This is a genomic window from Algoriphagus sp. UBA3586, from assembly GCF_002376385.1.
Lineage (GTDB): Bacteria > Bacteroidota > Bacteroidia > Cytophagales > Cyclobacteriaceae > Algoriphagus > Algoriphagus ornithinivorans.
The window spans coordinates 1-26,511 of record NZ_DFMT01000041.1 but is presented as its reverse complement, the minus strand read 5'-3'; the positions used below and the strand labels follow the sequence as shown (position 1 = coordinate 26,511).

Below are 26,511 nucleotides of genomic sequence, written 5' to 3'. Positions count from 1 at the left end.
TAAGAAACATAAAGACCTTATGAAAAACAAGTGAAAAAATCTTAAATATTAGTTAATTGACTGACTTCATTTTTGTTTGCTAATTGACCACATGCAGCATCGATATCCTGACCTCGGGATTTTCTGACTTTCGCAATGATTCCTTGAGATTCTAAAATTCTAACGTACATCTCTACGGCTTGTTGACTTGCTTGTCTAAATTCTCCCTCATCGATGGGATTGTACTGGATGATATTGACTTTGGAAGGAATAATTTTACAGAATTTGGCTAGCGCTCGGGCATGTGTTTCATCATCGTTGATTCCATCCCAAATCACATATTCATAAGTTACTTTTCGCTTGGTCTTTTCGTACCAATATTTCAATGAATCCGCCAATTCTTCCAAAGGACTTTTATCATTGATGGGCATCAATCGAGATCTAGTCTCATTGATCGCTGAGTGAAGGGAAATAGCCAAATTGAATTTCACTTCATCATCCGCCATTTTTCGGATCATTTTTGGAATCCCCACCGTAGATAGGGTGATTCTTCTTGAGGCCATTCCCAATCCTTCAGGGGAAGTGATTTTTTCGATCGCAGCAATTACGTTGTTGTAATTCAAAAGGGGTTCACCCATGCCCATGAATACAATATTGGTCAATGGGCGATTGAAATAAGTTTCCGCCTCTTCTTTGATGGCCACTACCTGATCATAAATTTCATCAGGATTTAGGTTTCTCATTCGTTTCAGGCGGGCAGTTGCACAGAAGTTACAATCCAAACTGCAACCCACTTGAGAGGACACGCAGGCAGTGATTCTTTTGCTGGTTGGAATCAAAACAGACTCCACAATTTTTTCATCATAAAGTTTCACCGCATTCTTGATCGTGCCATCTTGAGAATGCTGCATCAAATCAACCAGAATATGATTGATAGAAAAATGTTGCTTGAGTAATTCTCGGGTTGAAAGAGAAATATTACTCATGTCATCGAAGTTTTTCAGGGATTTATTCCACAGCCATTCATAGACCTGTTTGGCCCGGAATTTTTTCTCTCCATGCTCCAAAAAAAACTCTTCCAACTCACTCAGGCTGAGTTTTCTAATGTCCCGCTTTTGAATTTCTTCCATACTGCAAAGCTACAAACAAGCATTGACTTTATCCCTTTTAAAAATAAATCCTTCCTGATTAGGGCATCATGACTCGTTTTATCGTGGTACTTTTTAACTTTGAGTGAAAATCATTCAATACTCTCAAACCAAATTAAATTTTGAAAATTCAAATCATCAATGGCCCTAATTTGAATCTTTTGGGAAAAAGAGAGCCTGAAGTTTATGGAAGTACCTCTTTTGAAGAATATTTGAAAAATTTGAGAAAAGCCTTCCCCCAAGTGGAGATTCATTATTTTCAAAGCAATGTGGAGGGAGAGCTGATCAATAAGATTCATGAAGTGGGCTTCACTTTTGATGCGATTCTATTGAATGCTGGTGGCTATACCCATACATCTGTTGCCATATCTGATGCCATAGCGGGTGTAAATACTCCTGTTTTGGAAGTGCATATTTCTAATATTTATAAGCGGGAAGAGTTTCGTCACAAGAGTATTATTTCCAAATCCTGTGTGGGCATGATTTCAGGCTTAGGCCTAAAAGGCTATGAACTCGGAATCCGTTATTTTCTTTAATACCCCTAATTCCTATGATCACATTTGCAGCCGGACCTTCCAAAGTCTATGACTCTTTGCCAACTTATTTGCAAGAAGCTTATCAAGAAGGAATATTAAGTGCCAATCACCGAAGTGGGGCATTTATGCAGCTATATCAAGAAACCGAATCCTTGATGCGGCAAAAACTGCATATGCCTGAAGATTACAAATTGATTTTTACCTCTTCTGCCACTGAAAACTGGGAGATTATCTCTCAATCTATTGTAGAAAGAGCCAGCTTTCATATCTATTCGGGTTCTTTTGGGAAAAAGTGGATAGAGTTGGCCAAGCACATTATTCCTGCAACAGATGGGCTGAAAATCCAGGCCAATGAAACGGTTGATATAGCTTCTTTAACGATTTCTGAAGAGTTCGATTTAATTGCAATCACTCAAAATGAAACTTCCAATGCTTCCCAGGTAAGGATGGAGTACTTGGAAGATATCCGTGAAAAATATCCGGAGAAATTAATTGCGGTGGATACCACCTCCAGTATGGCTGGAATAGAGTTGGATTTTAGCTTGGGAGATATCTGGTATGCTTCGGTTCAAAAATGCTTCGGTCTTCCAGCAGGATTAGGAGTCTTGATTTTATCCCCAAGAGCTATAGCCCAAACAGAAAGAAAAGGAGAGAAAGGCAGGTATAATAGTTTGAGCTTTATGTTGGAAAATGCGCGTTCTTATCAGACTCATTACACCCCTAATGTCTTGGGGATTTACTTGCTTAATAGAGTGCTGCAGGATATGCAGGAAATTCAGCATATAGATCAAAATCTTCGTCGTCGAATGAGTCAGTTGGAGGATTGTGTTGCTAAGACTAAAACGCTTCGACTTTTGGTGGATAATCAACAAGCCAGAAGTACAACTGTACTTGGTGTAACCGGTTTGGAGGATACGATTTCCCAAGTAAAAAAAGCAGCCGAAAAAGAAGGAATGCAGTTAGGTTCGGGATATGGGCCATTGAAGCCTATTTCATTCCGCATTGCCAATTTTCCTGCTATTACAGATGCTGAAATGGAAAAACTGATTGCTTTTCTGAGCCAATATTGAAAAGGGTAGAGGAGTTTGGGAGTGAAACTTAACTGAACGCTAAAAAAATCCTAACCTCACATATTTGCAAAGCAAATTTTATTTGGTGTAGCTTTGCAGCATGATTGACTTCAAGCAAATCCTTTCCGTGTCATTGATCCTGTTTTCGGTCATTGATATACTCGGTTCTATTCCGATCATCATTAATCTTCGAAAAAAAGTTGGCCATATCCAGTCTGAGAAGGCTACGGTTGCCGCAGGTGTTTTGATGATTCTATTCCTTCTTGCCGGAAAGTCAATTTTAGGTCTTTTTGGAATAGGAGTGGAGGACTTCGCCATTGCCGGAGCTTTGATCATATTTGCTTTGGGCGCTGAAATGATCTTGGGGATTGAATTGTTTAAACCGGATCCAGATGCTACAGCAGGAGCATCTATAGTTCCGATTGCATTTCCTTTGATCGCGGGAGCAGGTACTTTGACAACTATCCTAACCTTGAAGGCAGAATTTGCCCAAGTGAATATTGCTATCGGGATTTTGCTCAACTTGGTATTTGTTTATGCCGTTTTGAAAAGTACCACCTGGCTGGAAAGAAAGCTCGGAAAAACAGGTCTTGATGTTTTAAGACGAATTTTCGGTATTATTCTTTTGTCGATAGCTGTGAAGATTTTCAAGTCCAACGCATTCCCTATGGATATTGTCTGAGACAGTGGGCTGAATTTACTTTCTTTGCATCATGATTACCATTTACACAGATGGGGCTGCTAAGGGCAATCCTGGACCGGGAGGCTATGGGGCAGTCTTGAAATTCAACCAACACAGGAAAGAACTTTCCGAGGGGTTTCGGCTTACTACCAATAACCGTATGGAGCTTTTAGCGGTGATTAGAGCTTTGCAGGAATTGAAGTTGACCGGAATTCCGGTAACCATCTACTCAGATAGTAAATACGTGGTAGATGCCGTTGAAAAAGGCTGGTTGTGGGGCTGGCAGAAAAAAGGTTTCAAGGATAAAAAGAACCCTGATCTCTGGTTGAGATATATTCCACTTCATTTAAAATACAAGCCTAAATTCGTTTGGGTGAAAGGACATGCAGGAAATATTGAAAATGAGCGCTGCGATCAGCTAGCGGTAGAAGCTGCGGAAGGTCCAGGTCTCAAAGTAGATGAGGGGTATGAGACAAATACTAAATAGTGCTCTAAGACAAGTAAATCTTTTGGAAAGCCCTTATAGGTAGAATCCAAATCATTTTCCCATCCACAGAAAGACTGTCTTCTTGATCCAAGGTAAGTATAAAGCCTTCTTTCAGGTCAAAAAAACTCATTGCTTCAAGTAGGCCTTCTATTTCTCGATTTTTGTTTTCTGAATGGATTTTTTCAGAAACTTGTACAGCCCATTTACAGTTTTTCTCTTCAAAAACCACAAAATCACATTCCTTTTTCTCACGGTAATAGAACAACTTATGGGTGGTTTTTCGAAAGATTAAATAGACCAAATTTTCCAATAATCTTCCTTGATCCTTTGAAAAGCTCAATGAATTTGCCCGTGCAAATCCAGGATCTATGCAATATACTTTCTTGGGATTTTTGGATATGCTTTTAGCTGACCAGCTGAAGCGCGGTAGGAAAAATAGAAGATAGGCATCTTCTAACCAATTTAGATAATCAGAGACAGTATTTGCAGAGCCTATTTCAAAGGTTTTTTTGATTCCATTATAACTTATTTCTTTTCCCACATTGGATATCAGATAAAGAGTTATGTCTAAGAGTGTTTTGGTGTTTTTGATACCATAACGAATAGCGATATCTCGGAAAACGATATCCTTGAGTAAGTTTTGAAGGATTTCAGGATTTTTGTCTCTGAGATATTCAGGAAAGCCTCCTAAGTCCAAATAATTTTGAAAGTTCTCTGCATTGTCCTCCCAAGCATGATATTTTAAAAACTCTGAATAGGAGAAGGGGAATATTTCATAAGCTAAATACCTCCCGGTAAGTCGAGTGCCGAGCTCCCGGCTAAGAAGCGAAGCATTAGATCCAGTGATAAAGACTTTTTGCCCATTATCATGCAATTGCCGGACATATACTTCCCAACCTTTTACATTTTGGATTTCATCAAAAAAATAAGGCGAGCCACTTGATTCCAAGATTTCATCCAACTTGGAAAAATCATCAACTGTGAAGTCAAATAATCGCGGATCCTCAAAGTTTAGATAGGAGTAGTTTGGATCATATTCCTCGATAAGTTGTCGCATGAGCGAACTTTTTCCGGACCTTCTGATTCCAGTTATTACCTCTATTTGTTGACTTCCTTGATTTATTTTGTTTTTCGCCTCTCTAGGAGTGAGTGACAAATGTTGATCAAAAAGCTTTTTTTGACGATTGACTGCTAGTTCTATTTCTTCTTTAAGTAGCATATTTCTGCTGTTTATCCTACTCAAAGGTAAAGGTTTATTTTGATAATATAAACAAGTTTATTTTATCAGTATAAACTTTTGTTTTCTGTGAATATAAACTTTAGCCTTGTAAGTCATCCATTTTTACAATTTGGATGTCTTTTCGATTGACTTCTATTAGAGTTTGATGCTCAGATGCTGGAAATACCCAGCCTTCATCCGTCAACTCATAAAGCAAAGGGGCTAAGTTTTGAACAGCCGCCTTACAGCCTTGGACGATAGCACCCATTTTTCCGGTTTGCTTGGACAATACTGCTTCATTTTCTATTTCAAATGGCCCTGTGAATCCTTTTTCTTTTAGAATATTCACAAATGCTCTCCAGTCCAGATCATCCCCTAAGCCAAATCCAGGTAAGGTAGCCTCGTAGTGATGCCGATCCCAAGGATTGGTACTGGATGGGATTCCAGCCTTTTTGGCCCAATCTTCAGGAATCTGATGCATAGGATACATATTTCCCCAGAATGGATCTGGATTATTTCGAGTCGATTTGACATGGATTCTCTGAAGGCGAGTCATATCTGTATGCTTGATGACTTCTACAGGATCTGTATGTTGCCAAATATCATGTGAAGGGTCGTAAATCTCACCGTGATTCTTTTCCGGAATCAGTTGATACATCAGTTTTCTGGCGGCTAGGACTCCCGGTAAATTATTGAAAGTGCCAAAATGCCCAGAACTTCTCCAGCCTTCCATTGGGCAGTTTTCATACAAAATACTTACTCCTAAATCAGCAGCATATTGGATGATGGGTTTGAAAATACGCTGATATTCCAAGAGGTTTTTTTCAAATCCTCCGTCTTCATTTCCCAACTCATGGTTGTAGCCCACAAAGGTTCCAACTTTGACATCATTTTCATCTCCCCCAAGCAAATAAGCCATTCGGATCAATCTCAAAAGATGATTTTGGTTTTTTATTCTTTGCGCAGGATCTCCACCGATTAGATTTTCAAAAGCACCTAAGGAAAGTCTTAAAGAAGCAGCATTAAATTGATCAATTAATTTTTTTGCTTCATTTACACTGAAATTCTCATAATCCAAATGAGTAGCCACGAAATCATCCCGGGTTCCATCTCTTCTGAACACACATAAGTCCAATCCTTGAACTCCGATTTCATTGGCTTTTTCTATAGTCTGTTCCAAGTTCAGCTGATCAAAAGCTGAAGTCATAATCCAAATAGGATTCGCCATGGGTTTATAGGTTTTGGGTTAAAAAAAACAGCCCCTAAGGGCTGCTTAAATTACTTGTTTTCTGCCAAATTTTCAGGCTTGGTACTAATTCTGGACCAAATGAGCTCTCCAACTTTTCTTCCTTGCCAAACACCCTCATTGATAGCTGGCATGTAGTGGATGCCCCCATAAAATCTTGAAATAGCCGCTTCCGCAGAAGCCTCCATGAAAGAGTCAAACTCTCTTATTGGAAGTCCATAGTTGACTTCTGAACTATCAACAAAATGGAAGTCTTCACCAAATATCTGAGTTAGTGTAAAAGCAGCAGAGGTTGATGCTACGCTATGGCCACTGGTATGCTCAGGAAATGGAGGCGTTTGTAAATAAGGAACCCATTCCTGATCTATAAATTGATTGATGTAGGTTTCGGGTCTTACTAATTTGCTACGGTACTTCTCATCCCAACAAGCAACAAAGGCATCGTGCAGGGAAATTCCCGTCATTGCTAATGCCTCAGCTGTTTTTTTCCAGTCTGCATTGGCGGTTTTTGCTGCAATAGCAGCGATACTCATCCAGTGTCCACCAGGAGTAATTTTTTTCTCTGCAAACATCACATGTCCTTTCACATTCATTTTGTAGGGATTACAATCCCAGAACATGGCGATATCCAGTTCTTCTTTGGAAGCATTGACTACCGCATCATAAACTTCTTTGGCCTTTTGATAAAATTCCGAATTTGGATCAGTAGAATAGGCTGGGGGAGGGGAAACCTTAAATTGGGCAGCTGAGTCAATAACGAATGTTCTGATCTTATTCCAATGAGGCTCAATTCCTTCCATATATGCTGGCGGAGTAGGCTCCCAGGTTCCGGGTTGCCCAGTTACTGTATATTTCGGGAAGGATCTGCTTTGATGATAATTATCCTTGGATGAATAGGCTTTGATATGATCAGCGATTTCTTCTCCGAACTTCACTGATGCTTCAAATACATCATCCGGAATGCCTTTTTCCTTTAATTCTGCAAAAGCTTTCTCCTTGTGGTTTTGAACCATTTCTTCTGAAAAGATCAAGGCAGTTCCCATTTTGTAATAGGCTGCCAAAGAAGCAAGTGGAGGATAAATGTTCTTCGGAACTTGAATATTAATAGCTTCTGAGCCATTTAATTGTCCCATAAGAGACTTATATCCTGGATCCACTGCCGCTGCAACTTCATAGGCTGCAAGGGAAGAATAGGAATAAATTCGTGCTGCTACGGGAGGAGAAAATATATCATGAATAATTACTTCTGTAATCCTGTCCTGTGCTTCACTTAAATAATGGCCGTCGGTAATTGCATCGCTATAATCCACTGGTTCCTGACAAGAGAAAATCGTCAAGAGTAGTAGCGAAAAGAGCAACCCTTTTAATCTAATCATTTGAATTACTGTCTTTTAATGAATCTTAAATTTACTGAATAGTGCTGGGAGACTCAAGTTTTTGGACTGATTCTCCGCTAGGGTGAAGCCAAAAGTATGTTAAAATTCAGCTCTCTCAAATGATTTTTGTCAATTTTCAGAATTACCTAGAAAATATACCGGGCCATTATTGCTGATTCCGATAATGTAGCTGTTGCTCAGGGATTTGATTTGCTCTATTCTTCTCAGTTCGGCTTGAGAGGGAACCTTGTTTTCCTCTTTGATTACTTTCCACCCTTCCTTTGTCCATTGTAATTTTAAATTGGAACTGGAGGTGTTTTTCCCAAGATCTACTCTGAATCCTGAATCATTTCCAACTATCCAAAGTGTTTGAGTTGCAGCATTCCATTTCATGTCTTTGATGGGGCTAAGTTGTGCTTGCCATGGAAAGGCTTCAAACTCAAACGTCCCATCTTCTTTTTGAAAATAAACCCCGGATCTAAACTCATAGGCATATTTAGGGCTAAGTTTTCCAATTATATCTTTCCCAAAAAGATCTTCTGGCTTGGAAATCTTAGCATATTCTTGATAGGAAGAATGCATTCTTTTCACTCCGGGAATTTGCTTGATCAAATCATCCCTCGTAGCAAAAGGAACTAATTTCTCTCCCATATAATGAAATATCAATGGATCTGCTTGACCATTTCCATCAAAATCATGATGATAAAAAACAACTGGCTTTTCATGACTTGCTTTTAGCTTGGAATTAAGTCCAAGGTTGCCCACCAATATATCCTTGAGACCATCTCCGTTGATATCTTCCACCATTATCTCATTGACCCATCCAGTAGACTTTTCTAAACCACCTGAAAAAATCTCGTCCAATTTGTTGCCCTTATTCTTGAAAACCCGAATGGCTTGCCAATCTCCTGACAGGATCAACTCTTTGGCTCCATCTCCATCCAAATCACTCCAAGTAGCATCCTGAATCATTCCCAAATCTTTGCCTGCACCAAACCATTCTTGAGTTTGGTCACGGAATTGACCGCGACCGTTGTTGATCAAAAGATAGCTGTATGGACTCGCTCCATAATCTCCGGTTAGAACCGATGCGCCGACAAAAATATCGGGAAAGCCATCTCCATTGACATCATGAATGGCCAGTGAGGAGGTATTTTGTCCAATTGGAGGAAGTGCATTGGGAAAGAAGGCAAAATTTCCTTTTCCATTCCCGTAAAGTATGCGATCAAAGAGAAAGAGGTTATCAGCTTCGTATTCATTCCCCCCACTTCCTACATATAAATCCAAATATCCGTCTCCATTAAAGTCTTCAAAAGCGGCTACCACATCCTCGGCTTTGGCAAGCTGGGAAAATGACTTACTTTCTATGGGTTCAAAGCCTCCATCTTCCTTTTGTAGGAAAAATGCACCTGCCTGATCTTTGGCTCCTCCCAGAAAAATATCTGTAAGTCCATCTCCGTTGATATCAGCGCTAGCAGATGCAGGACCTTCAGCTGCAAAACTTCTAGGGATTAGGTACTCTCTTTTGGTTTCGTCCAGTTCATTTTTCTCCTGATGATACCAGGAGATAGAAAAGTCAGAGTTGGCGGCTTCAGATATTCTCCCCTCAGGAATAAATTCTTTTCCTCCTCCTTTGATTAATAAGTGCTTCTGATTGATAGAGAGGCCTTCGAATTGCTCAAAAGTTCCATCCGGCCATCTAACCTGGATAGCATCAATTTTGTCCACCTTGCCTAATCCAAAGATTAAATTCGTAGAAGTTCCTGATTGGAATCCCCTAGAAGTGCTTAAAAGTTGCCGATATTTTTTTTCAGGAGTAATAACCTTAACCTCAGCTCCGATCGCAAATGGATTATTTCCAGCACTTTTTAATTCTACACTGACGTAATTATGGCCGAGACTTTCAGACTTGTTGCGGTAGATAAATGCAGGTTGATTAAGGTTGTTGACGATCAAATCCAAGTCTCCATCATTATCCAAGTCAGCATAGGTGCTTCCATTGGAATAGGAGGCCTGATCCAAACCAAATTCTTTTGCTTTAGCCTTAAATTTTAAATTACCTTGATTATGAAAAGTATAATTCGGGAGCTGGACAGAAGGTAACATTTCAATTTGCCGCTTCCTAAGCTCATCCATTTTCAGATTTGGATCTGCCTCTTGAGAGTATTGGATGAAATCCAAATCATTAGGCCTCTTGACAATTCCATTGGTGACATGAATATCCATCAGCCCGTCGTTATCCATATCGAATATCAAGGGAGACCAACTCCAATCAGAAGCAAAAACTTCCGCATATAAGGCTACTTCACTAAACTCTCCTTTGCCTGTATTGAGTTGCAGGTGATTTCTTACGTATTGATCCCCATAATTGAACTGCTTTTTGATGGAGTAAACTTCTGCTTTATCCTCTCCAACAGATTTCATCCAAATTTCCGGATCTTCAGGAAGCATATCTGTGGTGAAAATATCCGGATACCCGTCTCCGTCAATATCAGCAGCATCATTTCCCATTGAATATCGGGACGTATTAGAAATAATACTTTGAAGACTCTCTAAAAATGTTCCGTCCTGCTGGTTGATATAGAGGTAATCATTCTCAGTGAAATCATTGGAAACATAAATGTCCAACCAGCCATCCTGATTGAAATCTTCTATACTTACTCCTAGTCCAAAACCCAAAACACTGGAGTAGATCCCGGCTTCTTCAGTTACATCTATAAAGCCTCTTTGGCCTTCAGATGCGAGGTTTTTTAATAACTTGTCTCCTCCTTCATCAGCTATTACCCTGTTTTCTGACTTTGCGAAAACCTCGGGTGATTTCACTCCATGATTTAACAGATAAAGGTCCAAATCTCCATCTCTGTCGTAATCAAAAAAGACGGCATGGGTACCGAAACCTTTGAAATCTACTCCATATTGCTCGCCAAGCTCAATAAAAGTCAGATCGCCCTGGTTGATATAAAGTTTGTTTTTACCCTGTATCCCTTTGTAATCTCCAACTTGACTGATATATAAATCAAGCAGGCCATCTCCATTAATATCTGCAAAAGTGGCGCCATTGGACCAGCTGCCTTCTTCATATATCCCCGACGATTCAGTTATATCTTCAAACTGGAAGTTGCCTTTGTTGAGGAAGAGGCGATTGGGAACTTGATTGCCAGTAAAAACCAAATCAACCAGTCCATCATTATTGATATCCCCCGCGGCTACCCCGCCTCCATTGTAGAAATAGAGATATTCTAAAATATTTATCTCGGGGCTTGAGGTAAGATTATTTTGAAAATCAATCCCCGTTTCCTGAGCCGAAAGTAACTCAAAGAGTTTCTCTTTTTTCTCCTCTTTTTTGCAGGAAAGCAATGTGATAGCCAGGATGCAGCCTGTAAATCTCCAAAATTTAGTAATTGTCATATTTCCAGATTTCTGCAGCACTGTTATTTTTTACAATTAGGAGTTTTTGATCATTTAATCGGCTGATTGCCCTGATTTCACCGGAAAGCTTGAGTTGATGTTGAGCGTTAGGAAGGTAACGAAAAGTTCCATCTCCATTTCCTATCAACACCTCACCGAAACTGGCGTCTGATTTGCCGATTTCCGGTTTTACTCCACTTAAATTTCCTCCCAAAATCAAATCTATTATTCCATCTTGATTGATGTCTATTGTCTCGCTTGCAAACACCCAGGATCTCTGAGCCATTCTTGGGAAAGAAACCCATTCAAACTGTGCTCCATCTCGATTCATTAATACCCCCGACTCTAAATGAGTTAATTCATTGACAATGGATTTGGAAATAATAGCGGGATCGAAAATCTGATCTAAGGATTGATTATTGTAATTCGAGTACCTCATGTACTTCTTTTTGATAGTCGGGATTTGTTTTTCCAGTTCATGTTTCAGCGTAAATGGCACCTGAATATCCCCTTGAGTAGCAGTGAATATTTGCTCTATAGATCCGTTTTGGTCAAAGTCATTTAAATACATCCGAATAGGGCTATCGGATTTTGCCTTGAACCGGGTATTAAGTCCCTGATTCCCTAGAATCAAATCTGGAAAACCATTTCCGTCCAAATCTGCAACTTCTACAGATCTGTACCAGCCTTTTAATTTCGCTAGTTTGGGAAGCTCCATCCTTTCCAATTTTTTTCCGGTGTTTTTGAAAAAAATAGGTTCAGTCCAGTCACCGACAAGTACCAAATCTTCTTTTCCGTCTTGGTCCAAATCCACTACTGCTGCGTCGGTGATCATTCCTATTTCCTGAAATCCCGGAGCAAAATCTTGGCTCTGTTCAGTGAAATTCCCTTTCCCATCATTAATCCAAATATGACTGCTTGCCGGTGCACCATAGACAAAAGGAACTAACCTTTCGGTGATAATAAGGTCCAAAGCTCCGTCTTCATTGATATCTATGGACTGAACAGATGAGCTTACTCCTCTTATCGTTTGGAAGCCAGTTTGGACGCTTTTGCTGAAATTTCCTTTCCCGTCATTAATGTAAAGCCTGTCCGCAAGATCAGGTGCATTGAGTGGAAATTCATTTCCGCCTGAAGTCACCAATAAGTCCAGAAAACCATTCCCATTGGCATCGAAGAATAAAGCGTCGGAGTCTTCTGCAGTGGAGTCAGCTTCAAATGCAGCTTGTCTTGATAAGGAGTATTTCCCAGAGCTAGAACCAAGATACAACTTGGCGCTAAACCCTTTCGATCCTCCGAAATATAGGTCTTCTATACCATCTCCATTGACATCCGCTTTGGCAAAAGCAGGACCTTCGGTAGAGAACATATGATACAGTAATCGGTCTCTGTCAAAGTCAACAAAAGTATTTTCCTGATGCTGGAAATCAATTAGGGGCTGCTCTTCCTTGCTAAACAAAGGCTTGATTCCTTTCGAGCTAGGCACCTCAATTCCTGCTTGAGCATCTTCCCATTTCAACTGTAATAATTTGTCTGCTGATTGATTTTCCAATAAACTTACTTTTCCATCAGGCCATGTAATATAGATTTGATCAAGCTTTGTGATTTTCCCTAGCCCCAAAGTCAGTTTAGGGTCCACTGAGGACTGAAATCCCCGGTTTGGCATTTGTTCCAAGTAAAACTTTTGATCACCTGCAATTGCCAAGATTTGGGTTCCAATTGCCTGTGTGTTCATGCCTTTTCCGATCAATTCGAATTGGATGGAATGATTTTCAGGTAATAGAGTTTTACTGAGGTTTTTAAAAATTTGAGCAGGCTTATTTACATTATTGATGACCAAGTCCAAAGTTCCGTCATTATCCAAATCTCCATAGGCAGAGCCATTTGAGTGAATAGCTTCTCCCAATCCCCATTCCTGAGCTTTGTTTTCAAACTGAAGGTCTCCCAAATTTTTGAATGCATAATTGGGTACTGGATTGACTGGAATAGGATCAATAAGGGCTTTGTAATCCACTCCTTCTTGGGTGATGATTTTTACTTTGGTCTCCTCATTATCGATAAAGTTCAAATAGTCCAAATCAGTAATATCCTGATAGATGCCGTTGGCTACGAATAAATCTCTCAAGCCATCATTGTCCATATCAAAAATTAAAGCTCCCCAGCTCCAATCTGTGGCTTCTACATTGGCCATTCTGCCCATTTCACTGAAAGTGCCGTCCCCATTATTGATATGAAGCATATTCCTTGAAAATTGATAATGATAGCCGTAATTCTTGTTGAATTGAAATCTATCCCAGTTTTCAAAAGTGGTCACTTGCTTCAATCTATCCATAGGCTCTGGAAGCATGTCTGTGACGAAAATATCTAACAGTCCATCTCCGTTGATATCCGCAATATCTGCACCCATGGAAGCTGCAGAAATAGATCTCATAGCAGACTCCAAAGATTCTGTGAAAGTGCCGTCTTGATTATTGATATATAAATAGTCCTTTTCAAAAAAGTCATTAGAAATAAAAATGTCTGGCCAGCCGTCTTGGTTCACATCTCCAATGGTGATTCCTAACCCAAATCCAATTACTGATCCATAAATCCCAGCTTCCTCACTTACGTCGGTAAATTTTCCACCATCGTTTCTGAATAATTTATCTCCACCTACAGGGTCTCGTTCAGGACGCTTATTCTGCATTTTGTTGAAGCTTCCAATTGCCTGATAACTGTTATTCAAAAGATAAACATCAAGGTCTCCGTCTCTATCATAGTCAAAAAATACAGCATGGGTTGAGAATCCCTGGTCAGCTAAACCGTATTGTTCAGCCATTTCTAAAAAAGTGCCATCCCCTTGATTAATGAATAACTCATTTTGCTTGTTATCTCCTGAAATATCTCCCGAGTTACAAACATAAATGTCTAAATATCCATCTCCGTTTACATCGGCCATAGCCACTCCGGTACTCCAAGCCCGGTTACCTTTAACGCCGGCTTTTTCAGTAATGTCCTCAAATTGAAAATTGCCTTTGTTGAGATACAACTTATTGTCTGCAAGATTTCCCGTGAAGTATATATCTAGCAATCCATCATTATTAATATCTCCCAATGCAACTCCACCTCCATTATAGTAATTTCTGTAGGTGAAAATGTTGAACTTTTTATCAAATGAAAGGTCATTACTGAAGGTTATGCCAGATTCCTCTGGAGATATTTGTTCAAAGAGACTTGGAGTTTTAGCCTCTTCCTTTCCGCAGGAAAACATAAGAATGAGTGCGCAAAAGCCAATTATATTGTTTTTCATGATGGGTTAGCTTCTAGTTGTTTTTGGATAGGCAAATCCACTATTTCTACTCGAACTGAGGAAATAGATTTTTTGAAAACACGGATTCTTCGGTTTCCGTCAATTTTGACAAATGCTATCAATGATTTATCCTCATTGGAAACCTCAAAAAAGCCATCTCCATACCAGCTTTCTAATAAGGCAATAACGTCATCCCTGAGTTTTTCTACGCTTAACTCTTCATTCCAAAGAGCCCAAGATTCATAGGTGAACTCCATGGGCATCATATAAATTTTATTTTCTTCAAATCTTGGGTAAAAGCGCATTTTGGCAGGATTGCCTGAGGGCATTTCAGCCTGATATTCTACAGATAATTCAGTGGGGCCATTAGATAAAACTCCTTTTTTATTGAGGTCCCAACAAGTCTCGAAGAACTCCTTTTTATCCATTCCCAATTCCAATCCTAAGAATAGCTCATTAGCTTCTTTACCGGAGCTCAATTCCCTATCTTCAATTTTTTGGTACTCAGATTTGCAGGCACCAAGCATATTAACTATTAAAATTGCCTTAGCGAATCTCAAAAAGAATCGGTTCATCATTATTTCTTACTGCTATTAAATAGGGTTTGTTATTGATTATTATTTTATGAAGATCCCTGCTTTCTCCGGGAAGAACCAATCCGCTTTCTTCTGGAAGGGATACCATCCAAGTGTCGTTTTTTGTATGGTTTAGTAACCAACCATAGCTTCCCAAATTGGATCCCATTTCCGGCTTATTCCGACTTTGATTTCCTGCTAAGATGAGGAAATCATTGCTTTTTGAATCCTGAAAGAAAAGGCTGGTGTAAATGGGGGCTTGCTGAGCTTCAACAGGTAATTCCTGGAGTTTAAACTTCCCATTTCCATCGTTGATCCACAGGGAGGTTTGCAAGATATCGACTTCCAAATTTAGGGATTTTGAAAGAATTTGGGCAGGGAAAAGTTCCTCCATTGACTTATTTTGGTAAGCTGCATATGTAGTCAATTGCTTTCGTAAAGAAGGAATCTGCTTGAGTAAGGTGTTCTTCATTACTAAAGGCATTGCCCTATTTCCGTCATAGAAACAGAGAATTTGATCTAAACTTCCATTTTGATCAAAATCATTGACATACATTCTCAGCTTGCTGCCAGTCGGAGGTTTGAATCGGGTATTTAAACCTAGATTACCCGCTAATATATCCGTGCTTCCGTCTCCATTTAAATCCTTTACGAGAAGCGTGTTCCACAATCCTCTCGTCTGGGAAAAACCAAATTCCTCTGTTCTTTCATAGAACTGCCCACTTTTAATGAAAAAAATGCGAATAGGAGACCATTCTCCGGCAATAATAAGTTCTAGCTGACCGTCACCATCCAAGTCAGCCAAGCTTCCTGATGTCAGCATTCCTTCTTTGAACTCTTGGGAAGTTGCTGCTTTGGTGAAATTCCCTTTACCATCATTTAGCCAAGTGTTAAATCCAGTTGGAATTCCGTAAGCAAAAGGTTGCTCTCTGTCACCAATGACTAAGTCTAAATCTCCATCTTGATCAATATCAGTTGCCAGAATAAATGAGCTAGGTACAGGATCAAATAATTGCTGGGACTTAAGGAATTTGCCATTTCCTTGATTGATATACAACCTATTTTGATAGAGTGGATTCCCCATTCCAAACTCAATGCCACCGCTGGCAATTAACAGATCGGGAAGTTGATCGTTGTTGGCATCAAAAATTAAAGCATCCACATCTTCAGAAAGACTGTCTTGCTCAAATAAGCCCTCCAAGGCAGTTTGAAAGCTTCCGTTTGGCTGTTGATAAAAGAGTTGACTTGCCTGTCCTTTTGCACCTGGAAGGAAAATGTCATCTCTTCCGTCTTGATTTAGATCTCCCACAGCAGCTTTGGGGCCCTCATTGCTGATAGACCAAAAACGTAATCTATCCAGGTCAAAATCAATAAACTGACTTTCCTGATGTCTAAATGGGATAGGGTTGGAAGCTAATATGAGTGGCGTTTGCTTAGAAGTCTTTTCAGTCGGAGTCTGAATTTTATTTTTTTGAGGATTGATAACCTGATTTGCAGCAATGTTTTTCTGGATACTCCTGCTACCATCTGGCCATGCGATAATTAGACTATCTACAGTTTTGTTTTGTCCAATACCAAAATGAATTCTAGGGTCTACCGATGACATGTAGCCTTTGACAGGCTGATATTCTTTATACAAAGTCTGACCTTCCATATGAAGCTCTACGGTAGCGCCAAAAGCATTTTTTAAATTAATGGTGATATAATTGCCGAGTTGATTTTCAATGCTTTGATTTTTGTAGACTCCTAGGAAATCATTGAGGTTATTGACAACTAAGTCCAGATCCCCATCATTATCCAAATCTCCATATGCTGCTCCTGTACTGAAGGTTAATTGATTGAGGCCAACTTCCATGGCTTTGTTTTCAAATGACCAATTGCCAAGGTTTTTAAACCAATAATTTTGTAGTGGGGTGGAGGGAAACTCATCAATCATTTTGGTGATCAAAACTGAGTCTTTTTTAAATTGGCTAATATCTGATTGTTTATTGACATAAAAATCCACAAAGTCAAAATCAGTAAGGTCCTTTACGATTCCATTGGCCACAAAAACATCATTCAGACCATCTAAATCTGCATCAAAAATCAATGCTCCCCAGCTCCAATCTGTGGCATGCATGCCAGTCATTCGAGAAACCTCAGTAAACATGGGAGCTCCGGTATTGGGATTTTGACCTAGGTTCTTTTGTAAGGTGTTTCGGGTAAACTGTCTGTGATACCCTGCTTTGAGGTTGGCCTGGAATTTATCCCAATCTTCAAATGGAGTTTTTGTTTTTACCCGATTCCAGTCTTCAGGGAGCATTTCTGTTACAAATATGTCAGGCCTTGCATCATTATCCAGATCAGCAATATCTGCACCCATGGAGCCCATAGAAATTTCCGGGATCAATTCGGGAAGCACTTCTCTGAAAGTTCCGTCTTGATTATTGAGGTAGAGATAATCTCTTTCAAAAAAGTCATTAGATACATACAAATCAGGCCAGGTATCCTCATTCAAATCTGCTACAGTTACTCCAAGACCATAGCCAATACTACTTCCAAAGATTCCTGCTGCTTCACTGATATCTGTAAAAAATGCTCCATCATTCCTGAATAATTTATTCCCACCTTCTGGATCCCTGATTTCTCTCTGGCCTTCTCTTAAATCAAAGAGTCCTATAGATCTTCCAGAATTACTCAAAAGGTACATGTCTAAATCCCCGTCCTTATCCATGTCAAAAAATACCGCATGCTGGGAGAGGCCTTCTTCGGCAATTCCATAAGCTTTTGATTCTTCTTTGAATGTTAGGTTTCCCTTATTGATAAATAATTCATTGTATCTCTTTTCTCCTCCGGGAGGGCCGGATTTGCAAACATAGATATCTAATAAGCCATCATTATTGATATCTGCCATACTGACTCCGGTAGACCAAACTCCAGAAGAATTTAAGCCTGCTTGGTCTGTAATGTCTTCAAATTTAAAGTTGCCTTTATTTAAATAGAGGCGATTAGAGGTTTGATTTCCGGCAATAAAAATATCCAAGAGTCCATCATTGTTGATATCTCCAAGGGCTACACCAGCCCCGTTGTAAAAATTCCTGAATGTATAAGGGTTATATTTTTCATTATAGGTGAGATCGTTTCTGAAATCAATCCCACTTTCTTCTGCTGAAATAAGTTTAAAAAGTTGCTTTTCCTGTGCTTCTTCCTTTTTGCAGGAAGAAAGCAAAATGATCATTAAAATAGGCAGTATGCTTTTACTGTACTTCATGATTTTGTAAAAAAAAGGAAGTGCACAAATGTACACTTCCTTTCAATTAGATATTATTTTTAATTAATAACCTGGGTTCTGAGTCAGGTTAGGGTTAGCATTGATTTGCTGTAATGGAATAGGGAATAGAGCTCTGAAAGGTTGAGATTGCCCTTTTTCCCACCATGGCTGATTCCATTTTCCGAATCTGATCTGATCAGTTCTTCTGGAAGCTTCAGCAAACATTTCTCTTCCTCTTTCTGCAAAGATGGTATCTAAAGTCAAGGTATTGAATGCTGGCATACCTGCTCTAGTTCTTACCATATTGATGGCAGTTAAGGCCTCTGAAGTTTGTCCCAAACGGAAAGCAGCTTCTGCTTTAGTTAAGTACATGTCAGCCAATCTGAACAATGGATAATCATTATTCAAACTTGGCGCTGCACCAGAAGCAAACTCAAATTTACCAACTCTTGCACCAGCTTGTCTGAAAGCATTTGGAGCCAACATGTTGATCTGAGGAGTAAAGGTCAATGGAGGGCCATCAGGATCATTTGCTTCTGCTGAAATATCATTCAAACGAGTACCATCAGCAGCGAATTGAGGACCTACAATAAAGGAATTCTTTCTCACATCATTGTCATCAAAAGAATTATAGAATTCTTCCAAAGATGCATATCCATTCCATGGCTGAGCCTGCAGATTATAAGTATTTTGGCTTAAGTAGTGCAAGGTCATTTGAGCAAGGTTAAATCCACCTGCATTATTCTCATCATACGGTAATGTCAAGATATTCTCAGTAGATCCGCCATTTCTTGTAGCAAAGTTGCTAAAGAAATTTGCTGACAAAGAGTAGGGACCTGAAATAACTACATCTGCTGCAGCCTTAGCGTCAGCCCATCTTGCAGTTCCAGTGTAAACCTGAGCATTCAAGTATAATTTCGCAAGGATAGCATGAGCACTGTAATAATTCAAGGTTGTTTTAGTATCCGACTTAGGTAGCAAGTCAACGTTTTCTTTAACTGATCTTTCGATGAAGTCAAATACTTCTTGACGAGTATTGTTAGAAGGGTTTCCTTCCAAGTCATCTTCAGTTACGATAGGAACATTTCCAAAGCTGTCGATCAACCAAGAATAAATCAAAGCTCTTAATACTCTTAATTCAGCTGTCAAAGCTTCCACGTCTCTATAACTCACAATTAGGTTGTTGATTTCACCAATTGCGGTATAGCAGTAAGCCCAAGAGTTATTGAAAGCCTCGTCAGATGGCTGCCAAGTATGTCTGTGCATTCTTAACCATAATCCACCATCTTCCCAGTCAGCTCCTTTTTGTGGAATTGCCATTTCGTCAGATGATACCTCGTAAATAGACCAGATACTGTTGTGTCCACCCCAGCTACCCACAATACGGGAGTATGCAGAAGCTTTCAAAACGTCAATCAAGGCTGGGTTATTACTATTCGCCACATCCTCAGGAGTTACTCCGTCAAGTACCTCCTGCTCCAGTTCCCAACAGGATCCCAGTAGGAATACTACCGGAATCAACAGAAAGGTTTTACTAATTGATTTTAACATATCTCTGTTGTTTGATTGATTACTTAAAGTTTAAACTAAGACCCAAAGTGAAAGATCTGGTTTGGAAGTATGTATTTCTTCTCTCAATTCCAGGTGACAAAGAAGTTGTAAATGGATCACCATTTTCTAAGTCTCTTACTCTCACTTCAGGGTCTATACCAGAATAATTGGTTATTGTAAATAGATTTTGTGCTGCAAAATACACTCTGAAAGAACTCAAATTAGGAGAATTAGTTTTGAAATTATATCCTAATTCCATGTTATCCAGTCTGATAAAGCTTGCATCCTCTATGTACGAACTGTTGAAGGTTGGAGTTGAGGTAATCAAAGGACTTGTTGGAGTTTTATCTGTAATTACAGAGTTCCAAGTGTTAGATGGAGCATCTGCATTTTCGTAGAAACCTCTATAAGAGTTGTATAAGTCATGTCCCCAAGCACCTCTTAAGAATACATTCAAAGTCCATTGTCCATATTCAAATCCGTTGGCAAAACCGAATTCACCCTGTGGAAGACCATTTCCTAATCTTTCAAATTCATCAGGATTGGTTGTAGAAAGGATGTATTCACCTGCTTCACTGATACCCAATAATCTTGGTCCGTAGAAGTCACCCAAAGTTTGACCTACTCTGTTGTAGATGATAGGGTTGTTATTTTGTCCTGGAGAACCTGGAGTAGCAAATCTCAATTCGTCAAATCCAAGACCACCTGCTGATAAGCTCTCGATAGTGGTTTTGTCATAAATAGTGAAGTTGAAATTCGGAGACCATTTCAATGTTCCTTTTCCAATTCTTGCTACACCTATTGCGAATTCAAAACCTGCAGCTCTCAAATCAGCCAAGTTTACCCAAGTACTTCCAACTGTATTGAATCTTCCTGGATCGAAAATATTTGGACCACCGGAAACCGGTACATTGAATAGCAAGTCGGAAATATTTCTAACATAATAGTCTACACTACCATTTACTTTTCCGTCAAACATCGCATAATCCACACCCACGTTGAATTCTTTCTTGGTTTCCCACTTCAAGAATCTGTTTGGATTGGAGTTTTGTACAATACCTACGTAGATATCATCTGTAGTCAATGGGTCACCATCCAAGTCAATTCTGTTTCCATTTCCGAATACACCTAATGCCAAGGTTGGAGATGGAGGAAGGTTACCAGTTACACCATAAGATACTCTCGGTTTGAACTGAGAGAATACTCCCATATCAAAAATCTGAGTGAAGTCAGAACCTACAGAGAATGCAGGGAACACACCAGTTTGGTTATTCGCTCCAAATCCAGAATATGTTTCAGCTCTCACTGAAGCAGAAAGGAATAGTAAGTTTCTGTAATTAAAGTTAGCTCTACCGAAAGCAGAATTCAATTGATCCTGATTAGCAAAGGAATATAGGTTTGTGTTGTTACCTAATCGGATAGCGCCTGCCCCTAAATTATCCCATCCTAGGTCAAACAGATATTGTCTAACTCTTGCTCCAAATCCTTGATTTTTTGTTGATTGGAAAGCAACACCACCCAATAAGGTCATGTTTAAACCATCCATTACCTCAGTTTCATATCTCAAGGTAGATTCAAAGATTTTCTGCTGTCTGTCTTCCGTGATTCTTTGTGCTGAACCTCTAGCTCCTAATCCTACTTGAAAATCTTGAATAGACCAAAATCCACCAATCAATTGATTTCTTCTATCCTGAGAGTACTGAGCCGAAGCAGTCAAATTAGGAAGAATATCAAACTCTGCTCTATACGAAGTCAAAGCAGATTTAATCTCATTCACAAATTTTTGTTGATTTGCTAAAGCAACTGGGTTATAGAAGTCAAACAAATCTCTCTGGAAATAACCACCAAATCTCTGATTAGCATCTTCTGTGTCTTCGAAGATTGGAGCAGTAGGGTTATAGATAGTGGCATATCTGAATGCAGCGCCATTGATATCTTCGGAATCTACATTTGTGAAGGATAAGTTCACATTCATTCTCAATCGATTATTGATTGCTGATTGAGAAAGGTTGATTCTAGTGTTCAATCTTTCGTTTCCTACTCCATTTACAATACCGTTGTTATCACGGTAGTTAACTGAAGCCATGTAAGAGGTATTATTAAAACTACCGGAAACACTGGCATTGGTGGTATACGAAAGTGCATCATCAATCAATTCCTTTCTCCAATCGGTTCTGCTACCAAAATCCTGACCGCCTCTTGCCACAAATTCTTCAGGAGAAAGGATTGGGATAAGGTTAGTAGCCTGATCTAAAGTTGCAAAAGAGTTGATGGAAACAGTTGTAGATGGTTCTCTAGTACCTTTTTTAGTGGTAGTAATCAAGATTACACCGGAAGAACCTCTGGCACCGTAAATAGCTGCAGCGGATCCATCTTTCAATACATCGATAGACTGAATATCATTCGGGTCAACGTTGTCAAGAGATGCACCGATTACACCGTCCAATACGATCAATGGAGAGGAGTTAGCTCCGAAAGTAGATAGACCTCTCAATCGAATATCAAAGCCACCGTTAGGATTACCTCCAGCACGGGTGATTGATAGACCGGCTACCTTACCTTGAAGTAATTGAGTAGGGTTTGCTACGTTACCTCTGTTAAAATCCTCAGGTTTTACACCGACTACAGCAGAAGTAATTTCCTTTTTGTCTTGGGAGCCGTAACCAATTACAACTGCCTCTTCCAAGCTCTGGATATCCTCTTCCAAATTAATGGTGAAAGTGCTTTGGTTACCGATCTCCACTTCTTTGGTGAGATAACCTACAAATGATACTACCAGAACACGGTCTCCTGGCTGGATTTCAAGGGTAAACTTTCCATCCAAATCAGTCGCCACGCCTCTGGTGGTGCCTTTTACTAGTACAGTGGCACCAGGTACAGGGTCTCCAAGTGAAGCATCCAGGACGGTTCCTGTGATGGTTCTACTTTGGGCATTGGCTGCTAGCGAAGCTCCGAATATGAGCGCCATCACCAGCATCAATGACTTAAGTTGTTGTAAATAATTTCTCATAGGGTTTTTTGTTTTGAAAAAAGCGAAATAGGTATGAGTACTTAATTTCAAACCTAAGGTGAAGTATTAAATTTAATTTTGCAATTATTAACTTTTCACCAACACTAATCGTAAAATATCCAATTTTAACAGAATAATGTATATTTTAATAATAATTCATTGGAATTCACTTATTTTTAATAATTAAGTAATGGAAATCGTTTTCCTTTTGCTGAATATTAAAAAATCGAATTTTTATTAAAAAAATGAAAATTTCTTAGAGAAACAAAATCATCAAATTGAGCACAAATGAGCCTTTTTGAAAAAAATTAATTAAGTATTTAATTTTAATTAAAAAAATCAGTCTAGCTCACTGTAGTTTGTGGTTTCTTATTTTGGAAAAGGGTTTTAACTGTTCTATGAAACGTACCATTAATCCTCCCTTACTATATTCAATACTAGTAATTATTTTCATATAAAGAGAAGTTGTTGTCAGTTTTGAAGTAAGTTCAGACATTATAATAATAACTTGATAGAATTGTAATTTTCGTCTAGTCCTTATCTGGATAAACTTTTCTCAAAAAACCTTAAAACCATTAGTCGTTCTTTTTCGCTTATAAACAGGTACTTATATTGACCTAGATTTTAATCTATCTCATTGGATGTCTCAATACAGCAAGCAACTCCTTTCTTTTTCGGCTTTTTTGATCATTTCTCTTAGCGCCTTTTCTCAAGGTATCAAAGGAGTAGTGAAGGACGATGCTGGGAATCCCTTACCATACGCCTCTGTTTATATCAGAAATTTGGGAGATGGAGTGCCAACCAATTTGGATGGAAAATATGAAATCAAACTTAAAAAAGGAATATACGATGTCCTTTTTCAGTATCTAGGCTATAAATCCAGAATAGAAACCGTAATAGTACAGGATGATTGGGTAGAGTTTAATGTGCAGTTGGAACCACAGGTTTACACCTTGAGTCAGGTGGAAGTGAAAGCCGGGGCAGAAGATCCAGCATTGACAATCATGAGAAAAGCGATCGCTAAAGCGAAGTATCATAGACTTCAACTCCAAAAGTATTCCATGATGGTATATCTGAAAGGAACGGGTCAATTGACTGATGCGCCTTTTTTCCTCAGAAAATCCCTGGAGAAAGATGGGCTTAATTTGAATGAAGCCTATACTTCGGAGTCTGTATCGAAAATCACCTTTACCCAACCCGATAAGGTGGAGGAAAAAGTTATCTCAATTCGGACCAATGGGGATAATCAGGCAACTTCTCCAGCCCCTTACATTCAAACCAGTTTTTATCAGGACCAAATCAATGAAATAATCTCTCCTTTGTCCCGAGCAGCATTTAATTACTATCGCTTCAAATATGAGGGGAGTTTCTTTGATCAAAATGTGATGGTTAATAAAATCAAGGTGACTCCCCGTTCCCGCGGGGAACGTGTTTTTGAAGGATACATATATATCATTGAGGATTTATGGGCCATACATAGCTTAGATCTCAAAACCTCACTTTTAGGCTTTCAAATACGAGCTACCCAGCAATATGCTTCTGTTGCTGAAAATGTATGGATGCCTTTGACTCATACCTATACTTTCGGAGGTAAGTTTTTCGGCTTTGAAGGGGAGTTCCAATACCTGGCCTCAACTCGGGATTATCAAGTAACACTCAATCCGGATTTGGTACAAGCTCCTGAGATTATAGATGAAACATTAGAGTCCATTCCTGAAAAAAATACAGCTCAGAGTACTGAATTATCTGTTGTCGAAAAACTCTCTTCTGAATCTCCTAAAACCAGAAAGGAGTACAGAAAGCTCATGAATGAGTATGAAAAAGAAATGCTCAAGGAGCAGAAGAATCCGGAAGTGGTCACTGAGCGATATTATGAGATTGATTCTATGGCAAAGAAAAGAGATTTGAGCTATTGGGATAGTATTCGTCCCGTTCCATTGACGCTTAAAGAAATTCAAGGATATCAAAGGGATGATAGTTTGGCTACTGTAGAAGCTGCCAAACTTAGTGATGTAGATTCCATCGCAGAAAAGGCAAGAAGAAAGTATAAGCCTCTGGATTTTCTTAATGGGGCCAATTATAGTTTTGGAAAGGGAGTTTCAGTTGGTTTCCGTCAAAACTGGACAAAAATTTCTTTCAATACCGTAGAAGGATGGAAAGCAGGTCTCGGCCTATTTTACAGAAAATACCAAGAAGAAAAGCTAGCTGATAGCGTCTCGGTTTTAAGGAAAAGTTTCAATGTAGAACCGGAATTCCGGTACGGATTTTCCAGTAAAAAAGCTTATGGAACTGTTGATTTTCGATGGTCTAGAACACTTCCAATTTCAGGGACTTCTTGGGGGATCCAAGGAGGAAGATACATCTATCAGTTCAATGGGGGAGAGCCGATCAACGAACAGGTGAATGCATTGTACTCCATTCTATTCAGGCAGAATTATATGAAGCTTTACGAGCAGCGTTTTGGCAGGGTTTATTGGGCCCATAGAGTGGATTACGGATTTACCTATAGAATGAATTTCACATTAGCATCCAGAAGGGAATTATTCAACAATTCGGCTTATAGTTTTTACAAAAAGCCGGAGCGTTCTTACACCTCAAATAGACCAGATAATATAGAAGCCGATCAAGCTGCTTTTCCATCTGCTTTTGAAAATCACTCAATAGCTAAGTTTAACCTGAACATAGAGTGGAAACCGGGGATTCGTTATGGCATCAGAAATGGAAGGAAATACCCTATTTCAGACCGAGTTCCTTTGATCAAGTTTAATTATGACAGGGCTTTCCCGAATTTATTACAATCTAATACTGCGGCGGATTTTAATCATGTGGAACTAGGAATAGAACATGATTTTAGGTTTGGGGTCAGCGGGAAGTTGGATTTCAATGTGATGGCAGGTACATTTTTCAACAGTAATCAGGTATACTTTCCCGATTTCCAGCACTTTGGAGGAAATAGAACCATCTTTTCCAATTTCGGTCCTGCCTCCAATTACAGGTTTATGGATTATTACAAATACAGTACAGCGGGATCCTATGTATCAGGTATTTTTCATTACCAGTTTAGAAAATTTCTCCTGACTCAATTGCCTATGTTGCGTTTTTCAGGATTACGTGAAAATCTGTTTTTGAACTACCTTAAAACCGAAAATAGCCCTCACTATGTGGAAGTAGGCTATTCCCTGGATAATTTATTCAGGATTTTCAGGTTGGAGTTGGGAGCAGGCTTTGAAAACGGAACTTACCTCAGAGGAGGAGTTAGGTTTGGGGTGGCGACTTTTATTCAGATTCAGTAAATTATTGAATCGGTTTACTTCTTTTAGAGGATTGCTTATCTAATTTTTATGACTATTCGTAATGTTGCACGTATGGATAGACCGCCGCGATAATCAGCCTGTCAAATAATTTTTCTCCAAAGTATCTTCTGTTGAGCTTGTAAGCAAATTCATCCAAGTAGTTTTGCAGATATTTTTCTGAAACCATGTGATATATCCCGAGGAGATTTTTCTTCAGGTTACTTATCGCTGTGTGTACCCAATTGAGTGTTCCATTTGTTGAATCCTTGGAGGATTTCACTTTGATGTGCTCCTCTACCATTTTTTCCAGATCGACATACGCGGTGTTTTTGTCGGTAAATAAAACCGAGTACGAATCCACGGTGGTTCCCACAAACTGTTTCACCGAATCA

Annotated in this window: 16 protein-coding genes; 5 read left to right on the top strand and 11 right to left on the bottom strand. The window is 39.3% G+C overall.

From position 1 onward, the window contains the following. Positions 1–41: 41 nt before the first annotated feature. Positions 42–1,109, bottom strand: a complete 1,068-nt coding sequence (gene rlmN / locus B2906_RS14455; RefSeq protein WP_286940698.1) for a 23S rRNA (adenine(2503)-C(2))-methyltransferase RlmN — start codon at positions 1,107–1,109, stop codon at positions 42–44. Between the two features lie 140 nt (positions 1,110–1,249). Between rlmN and aroQ the strand changes: the two genes are divergently transcribed. The 4 genes from aroQ (at position 1,250) to rnhA (ending at position 3,902) form a co-directional block, all read left to right on the top strand. Further along, positions 1,250–1,663: a type II 3-dehydroquinate dehydratase gene (gene aroQ, locus B2906_RS14450; protein ID WP_219956923.1), complete on the top strand. Its 414-nt coding sequence runs from the start codon at positions 1,250–1,252 to the stop codon at positions 1,661–1,663. A 14-nt stretch (positions 1,664–1,677) separates the two neighbouring features. Further along, entirely contained in the window at positions 1,678–2,733 is a 1,056-nt protein-coding gene (locus B2906_RS14445; protein ID WP_286940695.1) for an aminotransferase class V-fold PLP-dependent enzyme, read from the top strand. 100 nt (positions 2,734–2,833) lie between these two features. After that, a complete protein-coding gene (locus B2906_RS14440; protein ID WP_091652751.1) occupies positions 2,834–3,415 on the top strand; it encodes a MarC family protein in 582 nt (193 codons plus the stop codon). A 31-nt stretch (positions 3,416–3,446) separates the two neighbouring features. After that, positions 3,447–3,902 (top strand): ribonuclease HI, encoded by a 456-nt coding sequence (gene rnhA / locus B2906_RS14435; RefSeq protein WP_219956921.1) that lies wholly within the window; start codon positions 3,447–3,449, stop codon positions 3,900–3,902. Positions 3,903–3,906: 4 nt separating this feature from the next. On the opposite strand, the gene B2906_RS14430 is transcribed toward rnhA, so the two are convergent. The 9 genes from B2906_RS14430 to B2906_RS14390 all read right to left on the bottom strand — a co-directional run bounded on the left by B2906_RS14430 (position 3,907) and on the right by B2906_RS14390 (position 22,826). Further along, positions 3,907–5,121, bottom strand: a complete 1,215-nt coding sequence (locus B2906_RS14430) for an ATP-binding protein (protein WP_219956920.1) — start codon at positions 5,119–5,121, stop codon at positions 3,907–3,909. 100 nt (positions 5,122–5,221) lie between these two features. After that, on the bottom strand, positions 5,222–6,349 hold the full coding sequence (locus B2906_RS14425) for a sugar phosphate isomerase/epimerase family protein (protein ID WP_219956919.1): 1,128 nt from the start codon (positions 6,347–6,349) through the stop codon (positions 5,222–5,224). A gap of 50 nt (positions 6,350–6,399) precedes the next feature. Next, complete coding sequence (locus B2906_RS14420) at positions 6,400–7,743, bottom strand: vanadium-dependent haloperoxidase (RefSeq protein ID WP_219956918.1); 1,344 nt, start codon at positions 7,741–7,743, stop codon at positions 6,400–6,402. A gap of 129 nt (positions 7,744–7,872) precedes the next feature. Further along, positions 7,873–11,151, bottom strand: coding sequence for a VCBS repeat-containing protein (locus B2906_RS14415; protein ID WP_219956917.1), 3,279 nt, complete (start codon positions 11,149–11,151; stop codon positions 7,873–7,875). Next, positions 11,138–14,440 (bottom strand): VCBS repeat-containing protein, encoded by a 3,303-nt coding sequence (locus B2906_RS14410; protein ID WP_286940693.1) that lies wholly within the window; start codon positions 14,438–14,440, stop codon positions 11,138–11,140. Before B2906_RS14410 ends, B2906_RS14415 begins: the two co-directional genes overlap by 14 nt. Beyond that, on the bottom strand, positions 14,437–15,018 hold the full coding sequence (locus tag B2906_RS14405) for a hypothetical protein (RefSeq protein ID WP_286940691.1): 582 nt from the start codon (positions 15,016–15,018) through the stop codon (positions 14,437–14,439). Before B2906_RS14405 ends, B2906_RS14410 begins: the two co-directional genes overlap by 4 nt. Then, the gene (locus tag B2906_RS14400) at positions 14,987–18,265 is read right to left on the bottom strand and encodes a VCBS repeat-containing protein (protein ID WP_286940690.1); all 3,279 of its coding nucleotides are present in this window, start codon (positions 18,263–18,265) and stop codon (positions 14,987–14,989) included. The genes B2906_RS14405 and B2906_RS14400 overlap by 32 nt, the downstream gene beginning before the upstream one ends. Before the next feature lie 63 nt (positions 18,266–18,328). Beyond that, a complete protein-coding gene (locus B2906_RS14395; RefSeq protein WP_286940687.1) occupies positions 18,329–19,816 on the bottom strand; it encodes a RagB/SusD family nutrient uptake outer membrane protein in 1,488 nt (495 codons plus the stop codon). Positions 19,817–19,835: 19 nt separating this feature from the next. Continuing rightward, positions 19,836–22,826, bottom strand: coding sequence for a SusC/RagA family TonB-linked outer membrane protein (locus tag B2906_RS14390; RefSeq protein WP_286940686.1), 2,991 nt, complete (start codon positions 22,824–22,826; stop codon positions 19,836–19,838). A 641-nt stretch (positions 22,827–23,467) separates the two neighbouring features. Between B2906_RS14390 and B2906_RS14385 the strand changes: the two genes are divergently transcribed. After that, positions 23,468–26,119 carry a DUF5686 and carboxypeptidase regulatory-like domain-containing protein gene (locus B2906_RS14385; protein WP_286940684.1) on the top strand — a complete coding sequence of 884 codons (2,652 nt, stop codon included), beginning with the start codon at positions 23,468–23,470 and terminating at the stop codon, positions 26,117–26,119. Positions 26,120–26,171: 52 nt separating this feature from the next. Here B2906_RS14385 and B2906_RS14380 read toward each other — a convergent pair. Further along, positions 26,172–26,511, bottom strand: a 340-nt coding sequence (locus B2906_RS14380) for an IS1595 family transposase (RefSeq protein WP_286940682.1), incomplete at its 5' end; no start/stop codon positions are given.